Origin of the sequence: Mycobacterium sp. IS-836 (genome assembly GCF_001954275.1) — a bacterium.
Lineage (GTDB): Bacteria > Actinomycetota > Actinomycetes > Mycobacteriales > Mycobacteriaceae > Mycobacterium.
The window spans coordinates 98,849-118,923 of sequence record NZ_MBEU01000009.1; the positions used below are offsets into that span (position 1 = coordinate 98,849).

Annotated in this window: 18 protein-coding genes, 1 other RNA gene and 1 pseudogene; 10 read left to right on the forward strand and 10 right to left on the reverse strand. The window is 65.3% G+C overall.

Features of this window, described 5'->3' with window-relative positions; all coding sequences use genetic code 11:
- Window positions 1-148: 148 nt before the first annotated feature.
- From A5747_RS03780 to A5747_RS03790, 3 genes are all read right to left on the reverse strand, one after another.
- Window positions 149-733: a TetR/AcrR family transcriptional regulator gene (locus tag A5747_RS03780; RefSeq protein WP_076122322.1), complete on the reverse strand. Its 585-nt coding sequence runs from the start codon at window positions 731-733 to the stop codon at window positions 149-151.
- A 9-nt stretch (window positions 734-742) separates the two neighbouring features.
- Complete coding sequence (locus A5747_RS03785) at window positions 743-2,218, reverse strand: MFS transporter (RefSeq protein ID WP_076122323.1); 1,476 nt, start codon at window positions 2,216-2,218, stop codon at window positions 743-745.
- Between the two features lie 66 nt (window positions 2,219-2,284).
- A complete protein-coding gene (locus A5747_RS03790) occupies window positions 2,285-3,061 on the reverse strand; it encodes a DUF3060 domain-containing protein (RefSeq protein WP_158070248.1) in 777 nt (258 codons plus the stop codon).
- A gap of 290 nt (window positions 3,062-3,351) precedes the next feature.
- Between A5747_RS03790 and A5747_RS03795 the strand changes: the two genes are divergently transcribed.
- The 6 genes and pseudogenes from A5747_RS03795 to A5747_RS03820 all read left to right on the forward strand — a co-directional run bounded on the left by A5747_RS03795 (window position 3,352) and on the right by A5747_RS03820 (window position 10,073).
- Window positions 3,352-4,911: a serine/threonine-protein kinase gene (locus tag A5747_RS03795; RefSeq protein WP_076122325.1), complete on the forward strand. Its 1,560-nt coding sequence runs from the start codon at window positions 3,352-3,354 to the stop codon at window positions 4,909-4,911.
- A gap of 50 nt (window positions 4,912-4,961) precedes the next feature.
- A pseudogene (locus tag A5747_RS25720) lies at window positions 4,962-5,681 on the forward strand (BadF/BadG/BcrA/BcrD ATPase family protein); the annotation flags it as partial.
- A gap of 114 nt (window positions 5,682-5,795) precedes the next feature.
- Entirely contained in the window at window positions 5,796-6,671 is an 876-nt protein-coding gene (murQ, locus tag A5747_RS25725) for an N-acetylmuramic acid 6-phosphate etherase (protein WP_369804993.1), read from the forward strand.
- Between the two features lie 29 nt (window positions 6,672-6,700).
- Complete coding sequence (locus A5747_RS03810; RefSeq protein ID WP_076122326.1) at window positions 6,701-7,864, forward strand: FIST N-terminal domain-containing protein; 1,164 nt, start codon at window positions 6,701-6,703, stop codon at window positions 7,862-7,864.
- Window positions 7,865-8,038: 174 nt separating this feature from the next.
- On the forward strand, window positions 8,039-9,193 hold the full coding sequence (locus tag A5747_RS25340) for a hypothetical protein (RefSeq protein WP_233147936.1): 1,155 nt from the start codon (window positions 8,039-8,041) through the stop codon (window positions 9,191-9,193).
- A gap of 34 nt (window positions 9,194-9,227) precedes the next feature.
- A complete protein-coding gene (locus tag A5747_RS03820) occupies window positions 9,228-10,073 on the forward strand; it encodes a hypothetical protein (RefSeq protein WP_076122328.1) in 846 nt (281 codons plus the stop codon).
- Window positions 10,074-10,754: 681 nt separating this feature from the next.
- Here the strand turns inward: A5747_RS03820 and A5747_RS03830 are convergent.
- Window positions 10,755-10,818: hammerhead ribozyme type II (locus A5747_RS03830), an RNA gene on the reverse strand.
- 329 nt (window positions 10,819-11,147) lie between these two features.
- Between A5747_RS03830 and A5747_RS03835 the strand changes: the two genes are divergently transcribed.
- A complete protein-coding gene (locus A5747_RS03835) occupies window positions 11,148-11,843 on the forward strand; it encodes an HNH endonuclease (protein ID WP_233147937.1) in 696 nt (231 codons plus the stop codon).
- Between the two features lie 142 nt (window positions 11,844-11,985).
- Here the strand turns inward: A5747_RS03835 and A5747_RS03840 are convergent, their stop codons facing one another.
- A complete protein-coding gene (locus tag A5747_RS03840) occupies window positions 11,986-12,450 on the reverse strand; it encodes a VOC family protein (protein WP_076122331.1) in 465 nt (154 codons plus the stop codon).
- An 87-nt stretch (window positions 12,451-12,537) separates the two neighbouring features.
- Here A5747_RS03840 and A5747_RS03845 point away from each other — a divergent pair, with 87 nt between their 5' ends.
- Window positions 12,538-13,806 (forward strand): cytochrome P450, encoded by a 1,269-nt coding sequence (locus A5747_RS03845; protein WP_076122332.1) that lies wholly within the window; start codon window positions 12,538-12,540, stop codon window positions 13,804-13,806.
- Window positions 13,807-13,820: 14 nt separating this feature from the next.
- On the opposite strand, the gene A5747_RS03850 is transcribed toward A5747_RS03845, so the two are convergent.
- Complete coding sequence (locus tag A5747_RS03850; protein ID WP_076122333.1) at window positions 13,821-14,471, reverse strand: TetR/AcrR family transcriptional regulator; 651 nt, start codon at window positions 14,469-14,471, stop codon at window positions 13,821-13,823.
- 123 nt (window positions 14,472-14,594) lie between these two features.
- Here A5747_RS03850 and A5747_RS03855 point away from each other — a divergent pair, with 123 nt between their 5' ends.
- Complete coding sequence (locus tag A5747_RS03855; RefSeq protein WP_076122334.1) at window positions 14,595-15,713, forward strand: NmrA family NAD(P)-binding protein; 1,119 nt, start codon at window positions 14,595-14,597, stop codon at window positions 15,711-15,713.
- A gap of 13 nt (window positions 15,714-15,726) precedes the next feature.
- Here the strand turns inward: A5747_RS03855 and A5747_RS03860 are convergent, their stop codons facing one another.
- Both A5747_RS03860 and A5747_RS03865 read right to left on the reverse strand, forming a co-directional pair.
- Window positions 15,727-17,169 carry a serine/threonine-protein kinase gene (locus tag A5747_RS03860; RefSeq protein ID WP_076122335.1) on the reverse strand — a complete coding sequence of 481 codons (1,443 nt, stop codon included), beginning with the start codon at window positions 17,167-17,169 and terminating at the stop codon, window positions 15,727-15,729.
- Window positions 17,170-17,247: 78 nt separating this feature from the next.
- Window positions 17,248-17,604 carry a hypothetical protein gene (locus tag A5747_RS03865; protein ID WP_076122336.1) on the reverse strand — a complete coding sequence of 119 codons (357 nt, stop codon included), beginning with the start codon at window positions 17,602-17,604 and terminating at the stop codon, window positions 17,248-17,250.
- Window positions 17,605-17,648: 44 nt separating this feature from the next.
- Here A5747_RS03865 and A5747_RS03870 point away from each other — a divergent pair, with 44 nt between their 5' ends.
- Window positions 17,649-19,028, forward strand: coding sequence for an FAD-binding oxidoreductase (locus tag A5747_RS03870; protein ID WP_076122337.1), 1,380 nt, complete (start codon window positions 17,649-17,651; stop codon window positions 19,026-19,028).
- 12 nt (window positions 19,029-19,040) lie between these two features.
- Here the strand turns inward: A5747_RS03870 and A5747_RS03875 are convergent, their stop codons facing one another.
- The gene (locus A5747_RS03875; RefSeq protein WP_076122338.1) at window positions 19,041-19,451 is read right to left on the reverse strand and encodes a hypothetical protein; all 411 of its coding nucleotides are present in this window, start codon (window positions 19,449-19,451) and stop codon (window positions 19,041-19,043) included.
- 21 nt (window positions 19,452-19,472) lie between these two features.
- Window positions 19,473-20,069 carry a TetR/AcrR family transcriptional regulator gene (locus A5747_RS03880; RefSeq protein ID WP_076122339.1) on the reverse strand — a complete coding sequence of 199 codons (597 nt, stop codon included), beginning with the start codon at window positions 20,067-20,069 and terminating at the stop codon, window positions 19,473-19,475.
- Window positions 20,070-20,075: the final 6 nt, after the last annotated feature.

Here is a 20,075-nt window from a genome sequence, read left to right on the forward strand (position 1 = left end):
GACGATCCACGGGATGTTCCTTCACGGACGGCGTCACCGCCCCGCAGGTGCGGGGCGCCGGAGGAATCACATTGCCCGTGGGTGTCATGCCGCGGAGAGCGGTGGACGACCGCCGACAACGAAACGGCTCACCGTCGACGCTACGCCACTAGCGTTGGGCACCGTCCACGGGATCGGCCAGCATGAGGTCGAGGAATCGTTCTCGCTGCGCGACGGACTGCGCCTGCTCGGCGGAAGCGGCGAGGTGCAGCAGCCCGATCCCCGCCGCGAAGGTCAACTCCGCTCGCAGCTTGGCGTCGTCGGGACCAAAACCGTAGTCGGCGTAGGCCTTTGCGACGGTTTGCAGGAGGCGTCGGTCGGCGGCGCGGACGTTCGCGGCCGCCACCCGGTCCGTGCGCGCCCATTCGCGCATCGCGCGCTCCAGCATCCAATGCTGCGGGCTGACCAAGTCAATCATCATGGCGGACAGCCGTTCCCGCGGTGGTAGCGCGTCGAGTTCGGCCAGGGATTGGCGGTCGCGTTCTAGGAAGGTGTTCCAGGATTCGACGAGCGCGGCCCGGTAGTCGTCCATGTCCTCGAAGTGCCAGTAGAAGCTGCCCCGGGTCACACCCAGCTGCTGGCAGAGCCGTTCGACCTTCAGCGCGCGCACGCCCTCCTCGGCAAGCACGGCGTACCCGGCCTGCAGCCAGTCCTGGACCGACAGGCGGGTCGACGGGGCCTTGCGCGCAGCCACCGTGCCAGGTTACGGGCTTTTCTCGTCCGGCTCGTCGGCGTCGGCCACGGTCAGCGGCAGGGCCAGTTCTTCCAGCGGTCGGCGCTCGGCCGCGACACCGAGCCACAGCTCGACCAGTCCGGCGGCGGCCATCACCACCGCGCCGATCAAAAACGACCAGACCACCTGGCTGCGATCTCCGGAGTTGATCAGCTGGCCGAAGAGCAGCGGCCCGGTGATCCCGCCGATCGCCGTCCCCACCGCGTAGAAGAACGCGATGGCCAGGGCCCGGGTCTCCATCGGGAAGATCTCGCTGACGGTCAGGTAGGCCGCGCTCGCACCCGCCGAGGCCAGGAAGAACGCGACCGCGAGCACCGCGATGAACGTCCAGGCTCCGCCGGTCTTCGTCACGAACAGGACCGCGAGGACGACGACCGCGACGGCCGAGCCGATGTAGGTCAGGGTGATCATCGGTTTGCGGCCGACGGTGTCGAACAGGTGCCCGAGCAGCAGCGGGCCGAAGAAATTGCTGAGCGCCCACAGGATGAAGAACACCGGCACCGCCCCGGAGGCGACGCCGTAGAACCCGCTGAGCAGCGTGCCGAGGTTGAAGGTCACGCCGTTGTAGAGGAAGGCCTGCCCGATGAAGAGCGCCAGGCCCAGGACCGCGCGCCGCGGGTAGAGCTTGAACGCCACCCGGGCGATCTCGACGAACGAGATGGTCTCGCGTTGTCTGATTCTTAGTGGCCGGCCTTGTGGCTCGGGCAGCGCTTCGCCGGTGTGCTGTTGGACTTCCGCTTCGATGTCGCCGACGACTCGCTCGGCTTCCTCGTCGCGCCCGTGGATGAACAGCCAGCGTGGGCTTTCCGGGACGTTGCGCCGGACGACGAGGACGAAGATGCCGAAGATGGCCCCGATGCCGAACGCGAGCCGCCAGCCGAGATTGGCCGGGAAGTTCGACGTGTTGAGCAGGACCAGCGCGCCGGCGGCGCCCGCCGCCGAGCCCATCCAGTAGGTGCCGTTGATGATCAGGTCGACGCGGCCGCGAACGCGCGCGGGGATCAGCTCGTCGATGGCGGAGTTGATGGCGGCGTATTCGCCGCCGATGCCGGAGCCGGTGAAGAAGCGGGCCAGGTAGAAAAACCACGGCGCGAAGGCGAATGCGGTCGCGACGGTGGCGCTCAGATACACGACGAGGGTCAGCACGAAGAGGTTGCGACGTCCGAAGCGGTCGGTCAGGTGGCCGAAGAACAGCGCGCCCAGGCAGGCCCCGGTGATGTAGATCGCCGCTGCCACGCCGATGTCGGCGGGGGTGAGCTCGATGCCGCTGCCCTTTTCGGTGAGGCGGGCCGACACGTTGCCGACCATCGTGACCTCGAGCCCGTCGAGGATCCACACGCCGCCCAGGCCGACGACGACGCGCCAGTGAAACCGCGACCAGGGCAACCGGTCCAGCCGCGCCGGCACCTGGGTGGTGATGGTTCCGGTTTGCACGCTGTCACTCATCGATACCCCCATTACCCACCGCGTCGTGTTCGCAAGCCTCCGCGTGCGGGCTTACGCCCAGCTGGCTCAGCCCTGATGGATGGTATTGGAGTAGCCGGAATCGGTGATCTTTGGCTTGCCCGAGTGGTAGGTGACGACGTTGTCGTAGCCGGAGACGTTGATGCGGTCGACGGCGTCGACGGTGACTTTGTTGTCGTAGCTCGAGATCGTCAGACTGGCCGCGTGGCCGGTGACGTCGAATTCGATGCTGTAGGCCGACAGCGTCAGCTTGCAGTTGTTGCACGCGTGGGCGGTGACCGTGTTGCTGTAGCCGCTGGATTCCAGGGTGTCGGCGTTGTCGACGGTGACGTTGTTGTTGTAGCCGCCCACCTTGAGGCTGGCGCAGTGCCCGGTGACGGTGTACGTGCCGCCAGTGCCGTAGAGCGTCAGGTTGCCGTCGTTGCAAGCGACCGTCTTGGTCTCCATGCTGCCGCCCACTCGGAGGTCGCCGCCTTGCGGTACTGCGGTGGGGCCGTTGCTGGGCTTCGAGTTCGGGCCAATGCTTCCGATGATCGACCCACTCGGATTAGACCTCACGAACATCAGCACCAGGCCCACGACGACCGGGATGAGAACCCCCAACACGACGAGGATGAGCAACCACGACAATGACCCGGTGCGTCGCGGCTGCAGCGTGCCGTAGCCATACGTCGGCGTTGTCGAGTACGTCGGAGCGCCGGTATACGGCGCCTGAGGCGCATACGGGTCGCTCCCGGTATATGGCGTGCTGTCGGCGGTTGGCGTCGCGTCGGCAAGCCCACGCTCTAACTCGCGGATCCGCTTTTCGGGATCGTCGTCTTTCATTTGCCAAATGTGCCACACGCGGTGGTAGTGGGGCCAGCCCCGGTTCGCCATCGGCGGAGCGAGGCTTTCCAACTGGCGTAGCCGACGTTCGCAGACGGTTAGCTGTTTCACTCAGTGTCGGTGATGTTGGCAGACCTTGCCGCACAGCAGATTTATCGATTCAAGCTGTGGCATGGCGGACTGCAACCGCAACTCCTACACACGAGTTAAATACAAAGCTTCTTGGGCAAACGTCTGCGTGGCGCGAGCCAACCGACGGATACTGACCGCAGCAAAGAAGGGAGGGTGCGGTGAAGTCGCTCGTCGGCGGAACGTTTGGCAAGTACGAGATTAGGCGGCTTCTCGGCAAGGGCGGGATGGGTCAGGTGTACGAGGCCTATGACACCGACAAAGGCAGAACTGTCGCTTTGAAGCTACTTACCGATCAATACGCGCAAGATGAAACGTTTCGTGCGCGATTTTTGCGAGAGTCGCGAGCCGCCGCGATTCTTCAAGAACCGCACGTCATCCCGATCCACGACTGGGGCGAAATTGACAACGTTCTCTACATCGACATGCGACTGGTCCACGGCGAGACGTTGCATGACATGCTCAAAAAAGGGCCGCTTGACCCGCAGCGCGCTGTAGACGTCATCCGGCAGATTGCGGCGGCGCTGGACGCCGCCCACGCCCAAGGGCTGATTCATCGCGACGTGAAGCCGCAGAACATCATTGTCACGCCAGATGATTTCGCGTACTTGGTGGACTTTGGTATCGCCGAGGCGAAGGGCGACACGCATCTGACGATGGCGGGTTATCAAGTGGGCAGCTTCGATTACATGGCCCCGGAGCGCTTCGGTGATGAGGAAGCGACGCCAGCTGTCGACGTGTACTCGCTTGCCTGCGTGCTCTATGAGGCGCTGACGGGCGCAAAACCTTTCCCTGCTCACAGCGCGGAGCAAGTCATCGGCGCTCACATATCGTCGCCACCTCCGCGACCCAGTGCCGTGAATCCCCGCGTTCCACCGTCATTTGACGATGTCATCGCTCGCGGTATGGCGAAACATCCCGACGACCGCTACGGCAGCGCTGGAGCGCTGGGACGCGCTGCGAAGCGCGCACTTTCAACCGAGCGGTCTGCTCCGCCGCTCGCGGATACAGTGCTGGCTCCCCAACACCCAAGTGGCCCACCAAGTTATCCGCCGTTCAATGCCCAATATGTCTATCCGGCATCGGGTCCGATGCCTATGGTGGGTGCCCGACAAGGAACTTCAAAACGGTTGGTAGTCGTGGCCGCCATAGGGATCACCGTGGCGCTGTTGCTGGGGGGCGTTGTCATCGCCCTTCTCGCTAACCGAAACTCCTCCGACAACTCGGAGCCCCCTACATCGTCCCTCGTCCCCTACCCCAGCCCGGAAACCACGTATCCAACGGAATCCTCCTCAGCGACGCGGTCGGCCCAAGCACCCCCCACTATGTCACCCGCACCCCAAGATCCCGTGCAGCAGTTGCGACAGATCGCGAATGATGACCGGCCCGTCGTAAGCGCCCAACTCACGGACAAGTGGATCCCACAACTCAGCGCCAAGCGTCCCGGCGTTGTCGACAACGGCGTCGTGTGGGACAACGCGATGGCGCTACGAGAGCACCTCCAGCTCAGGCAGCGGTACCCAGGCGTGAGGCTGCTTTGGTCGGGCGACTGGTCGACGTTCTCTGGAAAAGACTTCTGGGTCACCGTTGTCGGCATCACTTCTCGGGACTCTGCTGGCGCGCTCGCGTGGTGCAGGAGCCAAGGATTTGATCGCGACCATTGCATCGCCAAGATCGTCAGCACCACGCGTCCCCCCGAGGGAAGCACGGCCTACAACTGAAAACACCTGCTGGGTTAGGACTCGCCGCCTCTCATGACAGGATTGCTGGGGTGATCCTGGCCGTAGACCTCGGCAAGACGTCCTGCCGGGCCGCGGCAGGCGGCCGGAGGGCCGAGGGGGCGGGCGCGCCGGGGCTCGCTGTGCCCGGCGGCGTGCGGGCGGCCGAGGCTGCGATCCTAGCCCTCGCGCGCGACCTCGGCCCTGTCGACGAGGCGATCGTCGGCGCGGCCGGGGCGCTGGCGGCGCCGGACGCGGCGCGTGCGCTGGGCGATGCACTGCTCGCCTCACTGCAGGCGGAGCGCGTCGCGGTGACCAGCGACGCCGTGATCGCACACGCGGGGGCGCTGGACGGGAAGCCGGGTGTGGTCCTGATCGTGGGAAGCGGTGTCGTGGCGCTCGCGATCGGCGCCGACTGCACGCTGCGGACCGCCGACGGCTGGGGCCCGTGGCTGGGTGACGAGGGTGGCGGCGCGTGGATCGGCGCCGCCGGGCTGCGCGCGGCACTGCGCGCCCACGACGGCCGCGGCCCGACCACCACGCTGCTCGACGCCGCCCGCGCCCGCTTCGGTGCGCCGAAGACCTGGCCCGCCCAGCTCACCGGAGCCGCCGCCCTCGCCTCCTTCGCGCCCGAAGTCCTTGCCGAGCAGGACGATTCCGTGGCGTCGGCGATCGTCCACGCCGCTGCCGAGGCGCTCGGCGCGACGGCCCACGCGGCCGGGGATGGCCCGGTGGCGATGGTCGGCGGCTTGGCGGGGGTCGAGGCGCTGCGCGAGCAGCTCGACCTCGTCCCGGCCGCCGGCGACGCGCTCGACGGCGCGCTGCGACTAGGGGCGATCCACGAGCCGCACGTCATCCGCGTGCAGGCCGCCCCCAAAACCCTTGCCGTGCAAGGGCTGGACGCGCTTGCCACCGAGGCCGTGCGCCCAGACCTGGACGACCTCGACGCCCGGCCGATCGGCGAGATCGTCGCGCTGCTCGTGGCCGCCGAGGGCGAGACGCACGCCGCGGTGGCGGCGGCGGTCCCGGGGATCGCGGCGGCGGCCGAGGCGATCGCCGCACGGCTCGAGCGCGGCGCCCGGCTGATCTACGCCGGCGCCGGAACACCCGGGCGGCTCGGCGTGCTCGACGCGGCCGAGTGCGGGCCCACTTTCGGCACCGACCTCGTGCGCGGAGTGATCGCCGGCGGGCCGGCGGCGCTGACCGCGGCGATCGAGGGCGCCGAGGACGCGTTCGACCCCGCCGATCTCGCCGACTTGACCGCCGCCGACGCCCTCGTCGGGATCACGGCGTCGGGCCGCACGCCGTATGTGCTCGGGGCGCTCGCGCATGCGCGCGCGGCCGGCGCGCTGACCGTCGCGATCGTCAACAACCCGGGAAGTGAGGCGTCTGCCGACGTCGTGATCGAATTGCTTACCGGCCCTGAGGTTCTCGCCGGGTCCACGCGGCTGACCGCGGGAACGGCGCAGAAGATTGTGCTCAACACGCTCTCCACGAGCGTGATGATCGCGCTCGGCAAAGCCTACGGGCCGCGGATGGTCGACGTGCGCGCGACCAGCGCGAAGCTGCGTCGCCGCGCGGTGCGGATCGTCCGCGACGCGGCCGGCGTCGACGAGGAGGCCGCGACCGCCGCGCTCGCCGCCGCGGGAGGTCACGCCAAGACCGCGATCGTCGCGCTGCTTGCGGGCGTCGACGCGGACGAGGCCGCCGTCCGGCTCGACCGGACGCGTGGACGCCTCCGAGACGCGCTCGATCGGGCATGAGAGTGGCCGGGGCGGCGCATCATTGAAGGGTGCGGATCGGAGTCGGAGTCTCCACCGCGCCCGACGCACGGAAGGCCGCGGTGGAGGCTGCAGCGCACGCGCGCGACGAGCTCGCGGGTGAGGCGCCGTCGCTGGCCGTGCTCTTCGCATCGCGATCACACACCGACGAGGCCGTCGACGTCCTCGACGCGGTGCAAAGGATTGGCGAGGCGCCCGCGCTGATCGGTTGCATCGCCCAAGGAATCGTCGCCGGCCGCCGCGAGATCGAGGACGGGCCCGCGGTGGCGGTGTGGGTCGCATCCGGCCTGGCTGCCGAGACGTTCGCGCTGGACTTCGTCCGCACTGGCTCGGGTGGCCTGATCACGGGTTACCAGTTCGACCGGGCCGCGCACGATCTGCACCTGCTGCTGCCCGACCCCTACACGTTCCCGTCGAGCGTGCTCGTTGAACACCTCAACACCGACCTTCCGGGGACGACCGTGGTGGGCGGCGTGGTGAGCGGTGGGCGGGGGCTCGGCGAGACCCGGCTGTTCCGCGACCACGGCGTGCTGACCTCCGGCCTCGTGGGAGTGCGCGTGGCCGGCGTGCACGTTGTCCCGATCGTGTCGCAGGGCTGCCGTCCGATCGGCGAGCCATACATCGTCACCGGCGCTGAGGACGGCACAGTAATCACCGAATTGGGCGGTCAGCCACCGTTGCATCGGCTGCGTGAGATCGTCGAGGGACTATCGCGCGACGAGCAGGAACTGGTCAGCCGAGGCCTGTCGATCGGGATCGTCGTCGACGAGCACCTGGCTGCTCCGGGTCAAGGCGACTTCCTGATCCGCGGCCTGCTCGGCGCCGACCAATCGACCGGGGCGATCGAGATCGGCGAGGTTGTCGATGTCGGCGCGACCGTGCAGTTCCAGGTCCGTGACGCGGCAGGGGCCGACAAGGACCTGCGACTGACCGTGGAGCGGGCAGCCGCCGCGCTGCCCGGCCGTCCGATGGGCGCGCTGTTGTTCACTTGCAACGGCCGTGGCCGGCGGATGTTCGGGGTCGCCGACCATGACGCGTCAACGATCGAGGATCTACTTGGCGGGATTCCGCTCGCCGGCTTCTTCGCCGCCGGGGAGATCGGCCCAATCGCGGGCCGCAACGCGTTGCACGGATTCACCGCATCCATGGCGCTGTTCGTCGACGACACGGGGTGAGCCGCTAGCTGGCGTGTGTGTCCGGAGGCCGGGCTGAGACCAGGAAACCGAATATTGCGACGACCATATTGAGGCAACATCTGCGGCAAGCTGATCTGGGCATCGTGGCGGCGCGGATCCTCGGGGCGTGCGCCGATGGTAAGGGCCGGTTGTATCGACGCAGATGGTGGGAGGGTGAGCATGATGGCCAAGCGTGGAGACAACAAAGCCGCAAAGCAGCGAAGGCAAGAGCGGGAGAAGCGGCGCCGTCAAGCGAGCGCCGACCGAGAGCCGGGTCCGGAGGCGTTTGGCATCAAGATGCCGCCACCGGGCGCACCGGGTGGTCCCGCTCAACGGCCTGATTTCTCGGAGATTGATTGGGACAAGCTGAAGGCCAAGTACCCCGACGGCGCGCACGGGCTGATGCGGGCGATGTTCCTTGCGCTTATTGGTGAGCGCGCCAAGCAAGCCAAGAACTTCCTGGCGTGGGGTTTGCGGCCGAACCCGATTCACAGCGACAGCCGACTCGCGCACGACAACGCTTCAGTCACGCTTGAGGATGAGCCAAATCTGGTTAGTTCAACCGCGCTCTACCCAGTTATGAACGCAAGCGAGCACCTGGTGGCGGCGGCAGAGGTGATCGCGCTCGCACTGATGCAGGGACAAATCCGAACCTCAGCGACAGCGGCGCTGTGCCGAATCGCTATGGAATCGTCGGCCAAGACACTCTGGCTAATCAGCGAGACGGACACGGACGAACGGATTCGCCGCTGCTACGGGTTCCTGAAGGCGGAGCGTGGCCGACAAGAGGAATTCGAAAAACTTGAGGCCGAGGCTCTGGCGTCGCGTACAGATCCGTTGGCCGAAGCAGATCGGGCCAACTTTGACAAGCGTCGCGCACGGGTGGCCGCTCGGCACGCCAAGGTAGCCGCGCTGCCCGCAGAGGCGATCACCGGGCCGAGCGGGGGACCACTCAAATTGGTTGAAGATGCGGAATCGTGGATGGACAAGCACTTACCGCGCAAGGCCGACCCCGAGTTGGACACCGTAATGCACCCACGCAGCGCGAAGAGCTTCTACTCGCTGGGCTCAGGGTTTGTGCACGGGTTCAAGTGGCTGATGGGTTACGTGCTTGACGACAAAGAATTAGACGACTCACCCCTATTGGCGATCACTCTTGACTCTTTTGGCAACGCCATCCGCATGACCGAGTCCGCAGTGTCGCTGTACGAGGCACAGTCGATTGGACCCCGACCCGACCCCAAGCGAGTCCGTAACTATCCGGCAGGTCTGGCAGACGCCGTAGCGTCATTGGCTCCGCAGTATCGGCCAGCCGAAAACCCGCAGTAATCCGCGCGAATACCAGGGACTAAGAGTGCGAAACATGACACAAGATGAGTGGCTCGAAACTCCTGCCGCTGATGCAATCACCAACCTCCTTGCGGTTCTCATGGGCACGCTCGCAAGCGGAATGGGCGGAGCGATCGGCGGGATTCTGACGAAGGTAGGTACCTCGTTCCTTACGTACCTCATGGATGAGGGAAAGGCGGAGCGTGGAGATACCGGTCCGGATGACAAGCTCACGCAGAAGCTGCGTCAACAGTTGGATCCCGACCGCGAAGATCCCCGCCGCTATGGTCTGATCATCGTCGCCATATGGAGCGCATTCGAGTCCTCGTTTGATGACTTCGTAAAGGCACTGATCGTCGAGCGCCCAGAGACTCTGAGAGACAAGGATATTTCGAGAATAAAGGTCCCGATAACTCAGCTCTTCGCAGACGGTGAGGACAAGGCGGAAGTCGTGTTGGACGGCATCAAGGATGCTGTCGGGAAAGGTGCAGGCGTCTCCCGGTGCGAGGCGATCCTCAAGTACCTCGATCTGAGTGGCCCGGTACCTCAAGAGATCAAGGATCAGGTTTACCACTGTCAGATGATCAGACATGTCTGGGCGCATCGGGCTGGCGTCGCTGATCCGCAGTTTGTTCAGAAGGCGAAACGGCTTGGATTCAGCGAAGGGGACCTCGTTGCTGTCGATACGCAGCAATTAATAGATTCTCTCAGCGCCGTAGTCTTCTACGCGATGATCATCATGAATCGTCATAGACAACTGCATGCATTAGAACCCGTAACGGGAATACTCGACTCGAACGAGAAAGCAAGCGGCACAATGAGAGAGGCGTTTCACAATCTCTATGTCACTGCGGATTCGGATCAGATACGTCAGAAGTAAAGTCATGTGCCGCGACTCGCTGCGAGGTTTCCTCACAAAGTAGGAATGCCGAGTGCTGACATCTGCTGACGGCGGTCACACGTTGGAGTCGGCATGCTCGTCGAGTTGCTGAGCACTAGTGCATGGCTGCACATGTCGCAGCGCTAATTCGTGATAGACGCGCCACCAGCCTGACTCTCCGGCAAGATCTCTGAACCCGCACCCAACGGGGTCGGAGCCGGTTCTCCCCGTGCTGGGTTATCAAGCTTCCCGCTCCGAACCCTCAACGTTGACACTGCCAGCAGACGTTTTGTCGTTACCGTGTCCGACTGCAATTGCGACTATTAGTCGCAGAACCAGCGAAGTCGCAATTCACCACGATCCTCGACGATGGCGTCGTAGTTCCTCCAGCCATTGGTACCAATGTCAACCCAAGGGTCGACAAATTCGACCGTTGATCTCGGCGCCATGGTGGCAAGATGCGCCGAGATCAACGCTGTTTCGCCCGATTTCACGGGCCCATCAGCAGGGTGACCCTGGACAGTGCGGTGGCGTCCCAGGCTGAGATGGCGAGGTTCTTCAGGGTGCGTGCGACTCTTGCCATAACCCCACCTCCCTTCCTAGCCGATGCCGACAGCAGATGAATCATCTCCGTGATCACGAAGACCGCGAGGAAACCCTCGGGGTCAATCCACTGGTTAACGATGGCTGCCATCATCAGCGCTGTGACGCCAGTCGCAGCGGACACGTCGGTCGTGTTTCGGCTTGTCGGTGTAGCTGAATTCTACCTAACAATGTGTCAACGGCGGTGCCAGAGGCTTGGTCTGCCGATGCCGATAATCCGCCATTACTCGGTGTGGTTCTGCTCGGCGTTGTTCCGCTCGGCCGCTTCCAACGCGCCCACGATTCCTGCACGGACCAGGTCTGCTTCGTTCGTCATCAATATCGCGGTCACGGCGAACCACACCGAGTATTCGATGCGGCCATCACGGGTCTGCCACCCAACAAGCCGAACCTCTTGTACGACTCGTGCTCTAATACCGCCTTGTCGGGAGCATGCACCCAGCGAGGGACACGCGCGGCTACGATGCACCTGTGTTTGCACCAGGGGAAATAATTTCGTATGTCGAGATGTGCTCCGAAGAAGGCGAAAACCTCCAGCGCGGCATGAACTATCGGACCAGCCACCGACCGTCCGTGATTCTGATGAGCCGGCGGCCGGGCGCACCTTACGACGACCGAATCGAAGCGGATGGTCACGTGCTTATCTACGAAGGCCACAACACGCCCAGGACTGCCAACGGCCCGGATCCGAAGACACTAGATCAGCCTGAGCGAAGGCCTAGCGGTGCACTGACTGAGAATGGGTTATTCCTACAAGCTGCATTGCGACACCGACAATCAGGCGAGCCCGCGGAGCTTGTCCGAGTGTACGAAAAGATGCGGGAAGGCATATGGACATTCAACGGCACTTTCTTGCTGATGGACGGGTGGCGAGAGCAATCTAAAGGACGGCAGGTATTCAAGTTTCGCTTGGAAACAGATCCGGGAGCAACGCCGGTTGTCGATCTTCGCGAGCCTCGTCTCGAGCAGAATCGATTGATCCCAAGGGAGGTGAAACTGGCCGTATGGAAGCGCGATCGTGGCAAGTGTGTGGAATGCGGCAGCAGCCAAAACTTACACTTCGACCACATCATTCCATACTCGCGCGGGGGCTCGTCACTCGTAACCGAGAACATCCAGCTTCTCTGCGCGCGCCATAACCTAGCGAAACACGACAGCATTCAGTGACTCGTGTGCAGTTTGCAAAGCAAAGGCTCTGGTTAACCGGCCGACCTGTTCGAGTCGCTTGAGGGCAAAAATCGACATACAGTCGCTCCCACCGCGTTCGCTCCGATAGCGCGGTCTCGGGTTCTGGCGCACCTCGACCGCGCTAAATAAACCCCACTGGCCGAGCGGGCAAAACCGAAAGCCATTCGTCCGAAAGCAGCTCCAGCAGCTGCCCATCCGGATCGCGGATCATCGCCATTGCCTCCGTGACGGTCTCATCGACCACCGCTCCCCCGAACTCCTCGGCCTTCTCCAACGCGCCACCAAGATCGGATACTGAAAACGAGATGTGTGTCAGGCCAATCTGATCCATGACGCGTTCCGATCCGGTGTGAACCTGACGCTTCGAGTAGTCCATGAGCTCGAGCACAAAGCCGTCGCGCACCAAGTAGGTCGCGTGCACCCCGAGCGGCTCGGGAAGCTGCACAAGCTTGGCGGTGGGGCCGTCGGGCGGATCAAGCTCCCACCAGAACTGAAACCCGAGCACCTGCTCGTAGAACCGCCGCGACCGCTCGCGATCGGAGACACACAATCCGACGTGGTTGAAGGTCGTCCGGTGACTACTCATCGTGGCCTTTCTCGGCAGAACCCACGCGCGTAATAATGCAAAGATAGTGCAAAAAGCAGAAGTCCCGTCGCGGTGGAGGACTCCCAGATGACAACCCGCCCGGAGGTCGAACCCGACTCCATCGTCGACTTCGACCACCATTCCGACGAGTTCAACCTCAACCAGCAGCAGATCAACGCCGAGCTGCGGCAGAAATGCCCCGTCGCCTGGAACCAGAACTACGACGGATTCTGGTACCTCAGCAGCTACGACGCCGTCAGCCAGACCGCCCGCGACGACGACACCTTCTCGCATAGATACGACCCCAACGCCGACAACGGCGTCGACTACCAGGGCGAGATGGGCGTGCCGCGCCCCGACGGCCAACCGGCCCTGGGCATCGGCGAGGTCGACGGCGACTATCACCTGGCCCTGCGCCACGCGCTGGCGCCGTTCTTCTCCCCGGGCGCCGTCGAAAAACTCAAGCCCTTCATGGAGCAGTCCGCGCACTGGTTCCTCGACCAGAAGATCACCGATGGACGGATGGACCTCGTCCTCGACTACGCCAGCCCGGTCCCGGCCATCCTCACGATGAAGCTGATGGGCCTGCCCTACGACAACTGGCACCTCTACGCCAACCTCTTCCACTCCGTCATGGCCGTCCCCCAGGACAGCGACGAGTACGCCAACGCCATCGCCAAAGTCCCCGCCATGATGCAAGAGGTCCTCGAGTTCGCGGCGGCCCGACGCGCCGACGCCCGAGAAGACCTGACCAGCTTCCTCATCCAGTTCGAATTCGACGGCCAGCGCCTCACCGACGAACAGCTGCTCAACATCATCTGGAACCTCATCGGCGGCGGTGTCGACACCACCACCTCCCAGACCGCGCTCACGCTCAAACACCTGGGCACCCATCCCGAGCTACGCCAACAACTCATCGACCACCCCGAGCTCTACCGCACGGCCACCGACGAATTCCTGCGCTACTTCTCGGTCAACAAGTCACTGAGCCGCACGGTCACCCGCGACGTCGAGCTCGACGGCCAACACCTCCGCAAGAACGACCGGGTGATCATCAGCTGGCTATCCGCCAACCACGACGAACAAGAATTCGAGCGACCCGACGACGTCATCCTCGATCGAATGCCCAACCGCCACCTCGCCTTTGGGCTCGGGCCGCATCGCTGCATCGGATCCCACCTGGCGCGCCTGATGTCCGAAGTGATGGTGAAGGCGGTGCTCGACCGCATCCCCGACTACCGGGTCGACGTCGAAAATACCCACCAATACATGAGCAACCCGAGCATGACCGGGCTGGGCCAGCTACCGGTCACCTTCACGCCGGGAGCGAGCAGGCGCACACCGCGCCCCTGGTGATGGCTCGCGCGGAATCATGACGAGCCGCTGTCGAGCAGTCCGCGCTCGATAAGCTCCCACACTTGCCGCTGCGCGAATTCGATGCCGGCCGCAGTTTTGGGTAATGGCCCGTCCAGCAGGAGGTTCGCGAGGCCGTGCACCGCCGACCAGACCGCAATCTCGGCTCCGGGCCTGCGGCGTGGGTCCAGCAGTCCGGCGGCTTGGCATTGGTCGAGCACGTCGCTGAGGATCTCGAAGGGATCGGCACCATCACGTGGTGATCCGGCGCTCGCGCGAGCCTGATCCCCGGCGGGCGCAGTGGCGGGATGCGAGGTAAACGCGGTTCGGAACAGTCCGGGCTCGGTCAACGCGAAGTCAATGTAGGCCGTACCAACCGCGCGCAGTCGCTGGCGGGGAGCTCTGGCGCGGGCAACGCGTCGGCGCATCTCGGCGGCAAGCTCGCTGCGCGCATGCCGCGACACCTCGTCCAGCAGTGCTTCACGGTCGGCGAAATGACGGTATGCGGCCGAGTGCGACACCCCGGCCGCCCGGGCGGCCTCGCGCAGGATGACCCGATCGGGTCCGCCTTCACGAGCCAGCTCGATGCTCGCCTCCACCAACGCCGAGTTCAGCGCGCCGTGGTGGTAGGGCTTTTGGCGCTCCGGGCCGCCGCCAGCTGGGGTCATGCTCGCCAGAATCCCACACCGACTCGATGTTGACAACGGTCACATGCCGTCGCATACTGCAATGTAACCAGTGGTCACATTGCGCTACTGGTTCGAAGTACCGATTAGTGGAAGGACAGTCCGATGACAGACTCACGCGTGCTGGTGACAGGAGCCACCGGCAAGATTGGCGGCGCGGTAGCCACTCAACTATTGGAAAAGGGCGTTCCGACAAGGGCTTTGGTGCACCGCGAGGATGCACGCAGCGCCCGCTTGCGGGAGCTGGGCGCCGAGGTCGTCGTCGCCGATATGTTCGACATTCACCAGGTTACGGCCGCGACGGACGGTGTCGACCGCCTCTACTTCAATCCCCCGTGGCATCCTCACGTACTCGACAGCGCGGTGGCCTTCGCGGTCGCGGCACAGCGGGCTGGAGTGGAAGCCGTGGTGGCGCTTGGGCAATGGCTGGCCAGCCCCGAGCACCCCTCGTTGATGACGAGGCATGCCTGGCTGACCGACAAGTTGTTTGAGCTGCTGCCGAACACCGCCCACGTCGCGGTTGATCCCGGCTACTTCGCCGACGGCTACCTGAACCTGCTCTCGGTCGCTGCGCAGCTCGGCGTGTTGCCGGTGCCGACCGGCGGAGGCCGCAATGCCCCGCCGTCCAACGAGGACATCGCACGCGTCGCCGTCGGTGCCCTGCTTGACCCGCACCGTCACGACGGGCGGGCCTACCGCCCGACCGGGCCGACTCTGCTAACCGGAGCGGAGATCGCCGACGCGATAGGTGAGGCGTTGGGCCGGCGGGTGCGTCACATCGACATCCCGCCGCGGATGTTCATGAAGGCCTTGCGCGCGAACGGAAAACGATTCGGTTTCGACGAGTTCTTCCAGTCCGGCATGCGCCACTACGGGCCGGAGTATGGCCTGGGGACCTGGGAAGTCGGCGGCCCGACGACCCATGTCCGTGATGTCGCCGGCGTCGAACCAGAGGACTTCCTGACCATCGCGCGCCGGTATGTCGGCGGACCGGAATTACGGCGCACCCCAGGCAATTTCATTCGCGAACTCTGGAACATGACGCGGATCACGGTTACGCCCATGCATCGGCTGGATAGGTTCGACCGACTCCAGCAGCATCCGCAGCCCGCCCAGCCGGTTTTCTCGGCGCAATCCGCCATCTGGCGACAAGAACACGCCGCAGTCGATGGCCGGTTTGGGCTAAGCCGGGCTCATCCCGCATCGCCATCGCAGGTCGCGTAAACCGGCTCACCCGTTAGCTGGCTGTGGCGTACTGCAGCACCGGCTCCGACGAATCGACGTGCTCACCACTGATGATCCTCAGCCGTTCGGGGCGCACCTCGTAGCGGACGCCGTTGAGCGGATTCGTGACGTCGAACCCGTCGCTCGCGCGTTCGGCGTTGGACAGCTCGATGTGGGCGCCGTCGCGGATCCGCTCACCGCGGTAGTAGTAACTGCCGCTGAGGTTTTCACACACCACCGCGAGTGACTGAGCGGTGCGCACCACGGCGGCCGGCGGGTTGCCCGGATCGCACCGCGCCGTCTCGCCGACGAACCCCAACCCGTCAGCGCCCTTCACCGGGCGCGATAGCGACGGCGTCTTCGGCACCGGCGCGCTCGGCGGAGGTGCAGCCCGCTGAGTGTGCGACGGCACGGCGCCGTTGCGGGGTGTGAAGACCACGGATCCCACCGCCACGACCAGCCCGACAACCAACGCGACCACCGCGGCCACCGTCAGCACAAGCGGCGCCCGGCCGATCGTCAGCGGGCGGGCCCGCCGCTCCGGCGTCGACTCCGCGGGCGGGTAGGGGCTCGAGCCGGTGTCATCGGGATTGGGATAGAACGCCGCGAACGGCCGCGTGCGCGGCGGCACGCTCTGCCCCGCCGCAACGGGAATCCGCTCGTCGGCCGAGGACACCGCCTCGCTGGCCGCCCGGGCCAGCTCACCTGCGGACGCGAACCGCCCCGCGCGCTGCTTGGCCATGCCCCGTGCGACGACGTCGTCGAAGGCCCGGCCGACGCCGCGGCGCATGATGCTGGGGCGCGGCGCCGGGGACAGCAGGTGTGCGCTCTTCAGTTCTTGCGGATCCGAGCCCTCGAACGCCGGCTGTCCCGTGAGGCATTCGTAGAGCACGCACGCCAGCGAATACACGTCGGTCTGCGGCCCGATCCGCCCGCTGGTGAACCGTTCGGGCGCCATGTAGGTGCGCGACATCGTCGCGTCGCCGCCGGCATGCGCGATGCCGAAGTCGACGACGTACGCGAAGTGGTCGCGCGTGAGCAGGATGTTTTCCGGTTTGACGTCAAGGTGCGTCAGGCCAGCGGCGTGCGCCGCGTCCAGCGCACGCGCCACCTGCGCCGTGATCGAGGCAGCGCGCGAGGATTCCAGCGGGCCCCGCTCGCACAGCAGGTCGCGCAGGCTACCGCCCTCGACCAGGTGCATGTCGAGGTAGTGCACCCCGTCGATCTCGCCGAAGTCATGCACCGGGATGACGTGGGGTTCCTGCAAGCGCGCCGTCGCCCGGCATGCTTGGTAAAAGCGTTGCTGGAAGCCAGGATCCGCGGCCCTCTCGGCACGTAACAGCTTGAGCGCGACGCGCCGATCCTTAACCGTGTCGTAGGCCCGATAGACCTCGCCCAGCGCACCGCTGCCGATCAGTGCTTGCAGCTCGTATCGCCCGAACCGGGTAGAGGACAATCGAAAATCCTTCCGTCAGCTCGAACAGGTCCAGCCCGGCGGATTCCCAAATCCGGCGTCGACATAACGTGCGCCAGCTCACGCGTGCGGCGGCACTGGGCACCAGAACAGGCCGCAGTTGAAGTTGGGAGGGCCGGTGTGCCGCGGCGGAGCGTTGATCGGTCCGCTCGGCCAGCCATATACGGCTCCATTGCCGGTATCGACGACACCACGATAGTCGTAGTAGTACTCGTGGCACACGCCCATGTTCCAGTTGATGAAGTTGTCCGGAATCCGCTCGCCGGGACACCAGTGACCGCACGTATGGCCCGCCGGGCAGTTTCCGCCGACGTGGCCAAAGGGATCTGCGTGGGCAACGCCCACCGCCATCCCCAACCCCGCGGTGGCGATGGCGCCCGATACCAGTGCCCCGGCGACGAGCCTCTTCAAAGTCATGCGGTAACTACACACCGGCCGGACCACTACCGATCCCAATTACGATGAGCGACATGACGGCGCGCTTCGCGGAAATCGTCGGGACCCACAACCTGCTGACCGGCGACGCCATCCCCGACGACTACTTCCACGACGAGGTGTTGACGTCGGCGCCGCAGAAACCGGGGTGGGTCGCGAAACCGGCATCCGCCGACGAGGTCGCGCAACTGCTCAAAACCGCCACGCAGCACCAGGTTCCGGTGACGGGGCGCGGATCCGGGACCGGGCTGTCGGGCGCCGCGATACCACGCGAGGGCGGGCTGGTCATCTCCTTCGAGCGGATGAACGCGGTCCTCGAGGTCGATACGACCAACCAGGTCGCCGTGGTCCAACCGGGCGTGACGCTGACCGATCTGGACGACGCGACCGTCGACTCCGGGCTGAGCTACATGGTTCACCCGGGCGAGCTGTCCTCCAGCGTCGGGGGAAACGTGGGAACCAACGCCGGCGGCATGCGCGCGGTCAAGTACGGAATCGCCCGCCACAACGTGCTCGGGCTGCAGGCCGCGCTGCCGACCGGCGAGCTCATCCGGACCGGCGGCAAGATCGCCAAGGTCTCCACCGGCTACGACCTGACCCAGCTCATCGTGGGCTCCGAAGGCACCCTGGCCCTGGCCACCGAGGTGATCGTCAAGCTTCATCCGCGCCTCGATCACAGCGCCACGGTCCTCGCCCCGTTCGCCGACTTCGACCAAGTCATGCAGGCGGTGCCTCGCATCCTGGCCAGCGGGTTGGTGCCCTACATCCTCGAGTACATCGACAACATGACGATGGCCGCCCTCGTCCATACCCAGAACCTCGAGCTCGGCATTCCGGACTCTGTCCGCGACAGCTGTCAAGCGTATCTCGTTGTGGCGCTTGAGAACCGCACTGCGGACCGCCTGGGCGAGGACGTCGAGCGTGCCGGCGAGCTGGTCGCCGAGCTGGGTGCCGTCGACGCCTACGTGCTCGAGGGAAGCGCGGCCCGCCGGTTGATCGAGGCACGCGAGAAGGCGTTTTGGACGGCCAAGGCGATCGGCGCCGACGACATCATCGACACCGTCGTGCCGCGCTCCGCGATGCCCAAATTCCTTTCTACCGCACGCGATCTGGCGGTGGCCGCGGGCGGCGCCGCGGCGGGCTGCGGGCACGCCGGTGACGGCAACGTGCACCTGGCCATCATCTGCAAGGACCCGTCGAGTCGGAAGAAGCTTTTGACCGACATCTTCGCGCTGGCAATGGAATTGGGCGGTGCGATCTCCGGCGAACATGGCCTTGGCCGCGCCAAAACGCCGTACTTCCTCGAGCTGGAGGACCCGGTCAAGGTCGAGCTCATGCGCCGCATCAAGCGGAGCTTCGACCCGGCAGGCATCCTCAACCCCGACGCGCTCTTCCCAGCGGACTGACGCCGATCTCGCCTATTGGCGTCGCCGCGCCGCGAGCCAGCGCGTCGCGAACCAGCAGAACAGCGCGAACCCGACGCTGGAATAGATCAAGTTGACGACCACGCCCGCCGTCGGATCGAACCCGAGCCGGCGCAACTGGCCCGCTTTGCGGGCATCGATACCGTGGCTGAGCTCCAAGATGATGCCCGCGATCGCGACGAGCTGCCCGGCGAGTACGACGATGACGACCCGGATCACCCAACGCCAGCCGCGCAACACCATCACCGCGACGGCGGTCAAGACGACCGCAACCGCGACGTACACCAGCACTTGACCCGTCTCATGGTGCGCTACCGCGGGGACCAACGCGGTGACGGCCAGGCCCACGCCGGCAAGCATGAGCCCCGCGACGCTGATCGCCAGCGGCCGATGGAACGCAGCCATGCCGGCGAAGTCTACGCGTCCTCAAAGCAATTGGGCCACAACGCCTTCAACCATGTCCGACGGGTCTTGGCCAATGCCCACCGCACGCAATTCGCCGCCGATGGCAAGCGAGGCGACTCCGTGCACCAGCGACCACAGCGGGCCGGCAATCGAACGCGGGTCCTGGCCATCGGTCTCCTCACATTGCGTTATCGCGTCGAGCAGGTCGCCGAACGCCCGCTCCGCCGCAACCGCCAGGCTCGGGTGGTCCGCCTTCGAAATCTCGGCACCAAACATCACCTGATAGCGATCCCGATGGCTCACGGCCCACCGCACATAAGCGCGGCCCAGTTCGACAACCCGCGCCTTTGGATCCGCCACGGCCTCGGCGGCGGCGGCCAGCTCGGCGTGCAGTTCGAGGAACCCCTGTTCGGCGACCGTCGCCAGCAACGAGGCCTTGTCGGCGAAGTGCCGATACGGGGCCGCCGCGCTGACGCCGGCGCGCCGCGCCGCTTCGGTGAGGGTGAACCCTTTCGGCCCCTTCTCGGCCACCAGCGATAGCGCGGCGCTGGTCAGCGCCCGTTTCAGGTCGCCGTGGTGGTAGCTATCCCGGCGCGGCGAAGCAATTTTCCGTGACATGTTGAC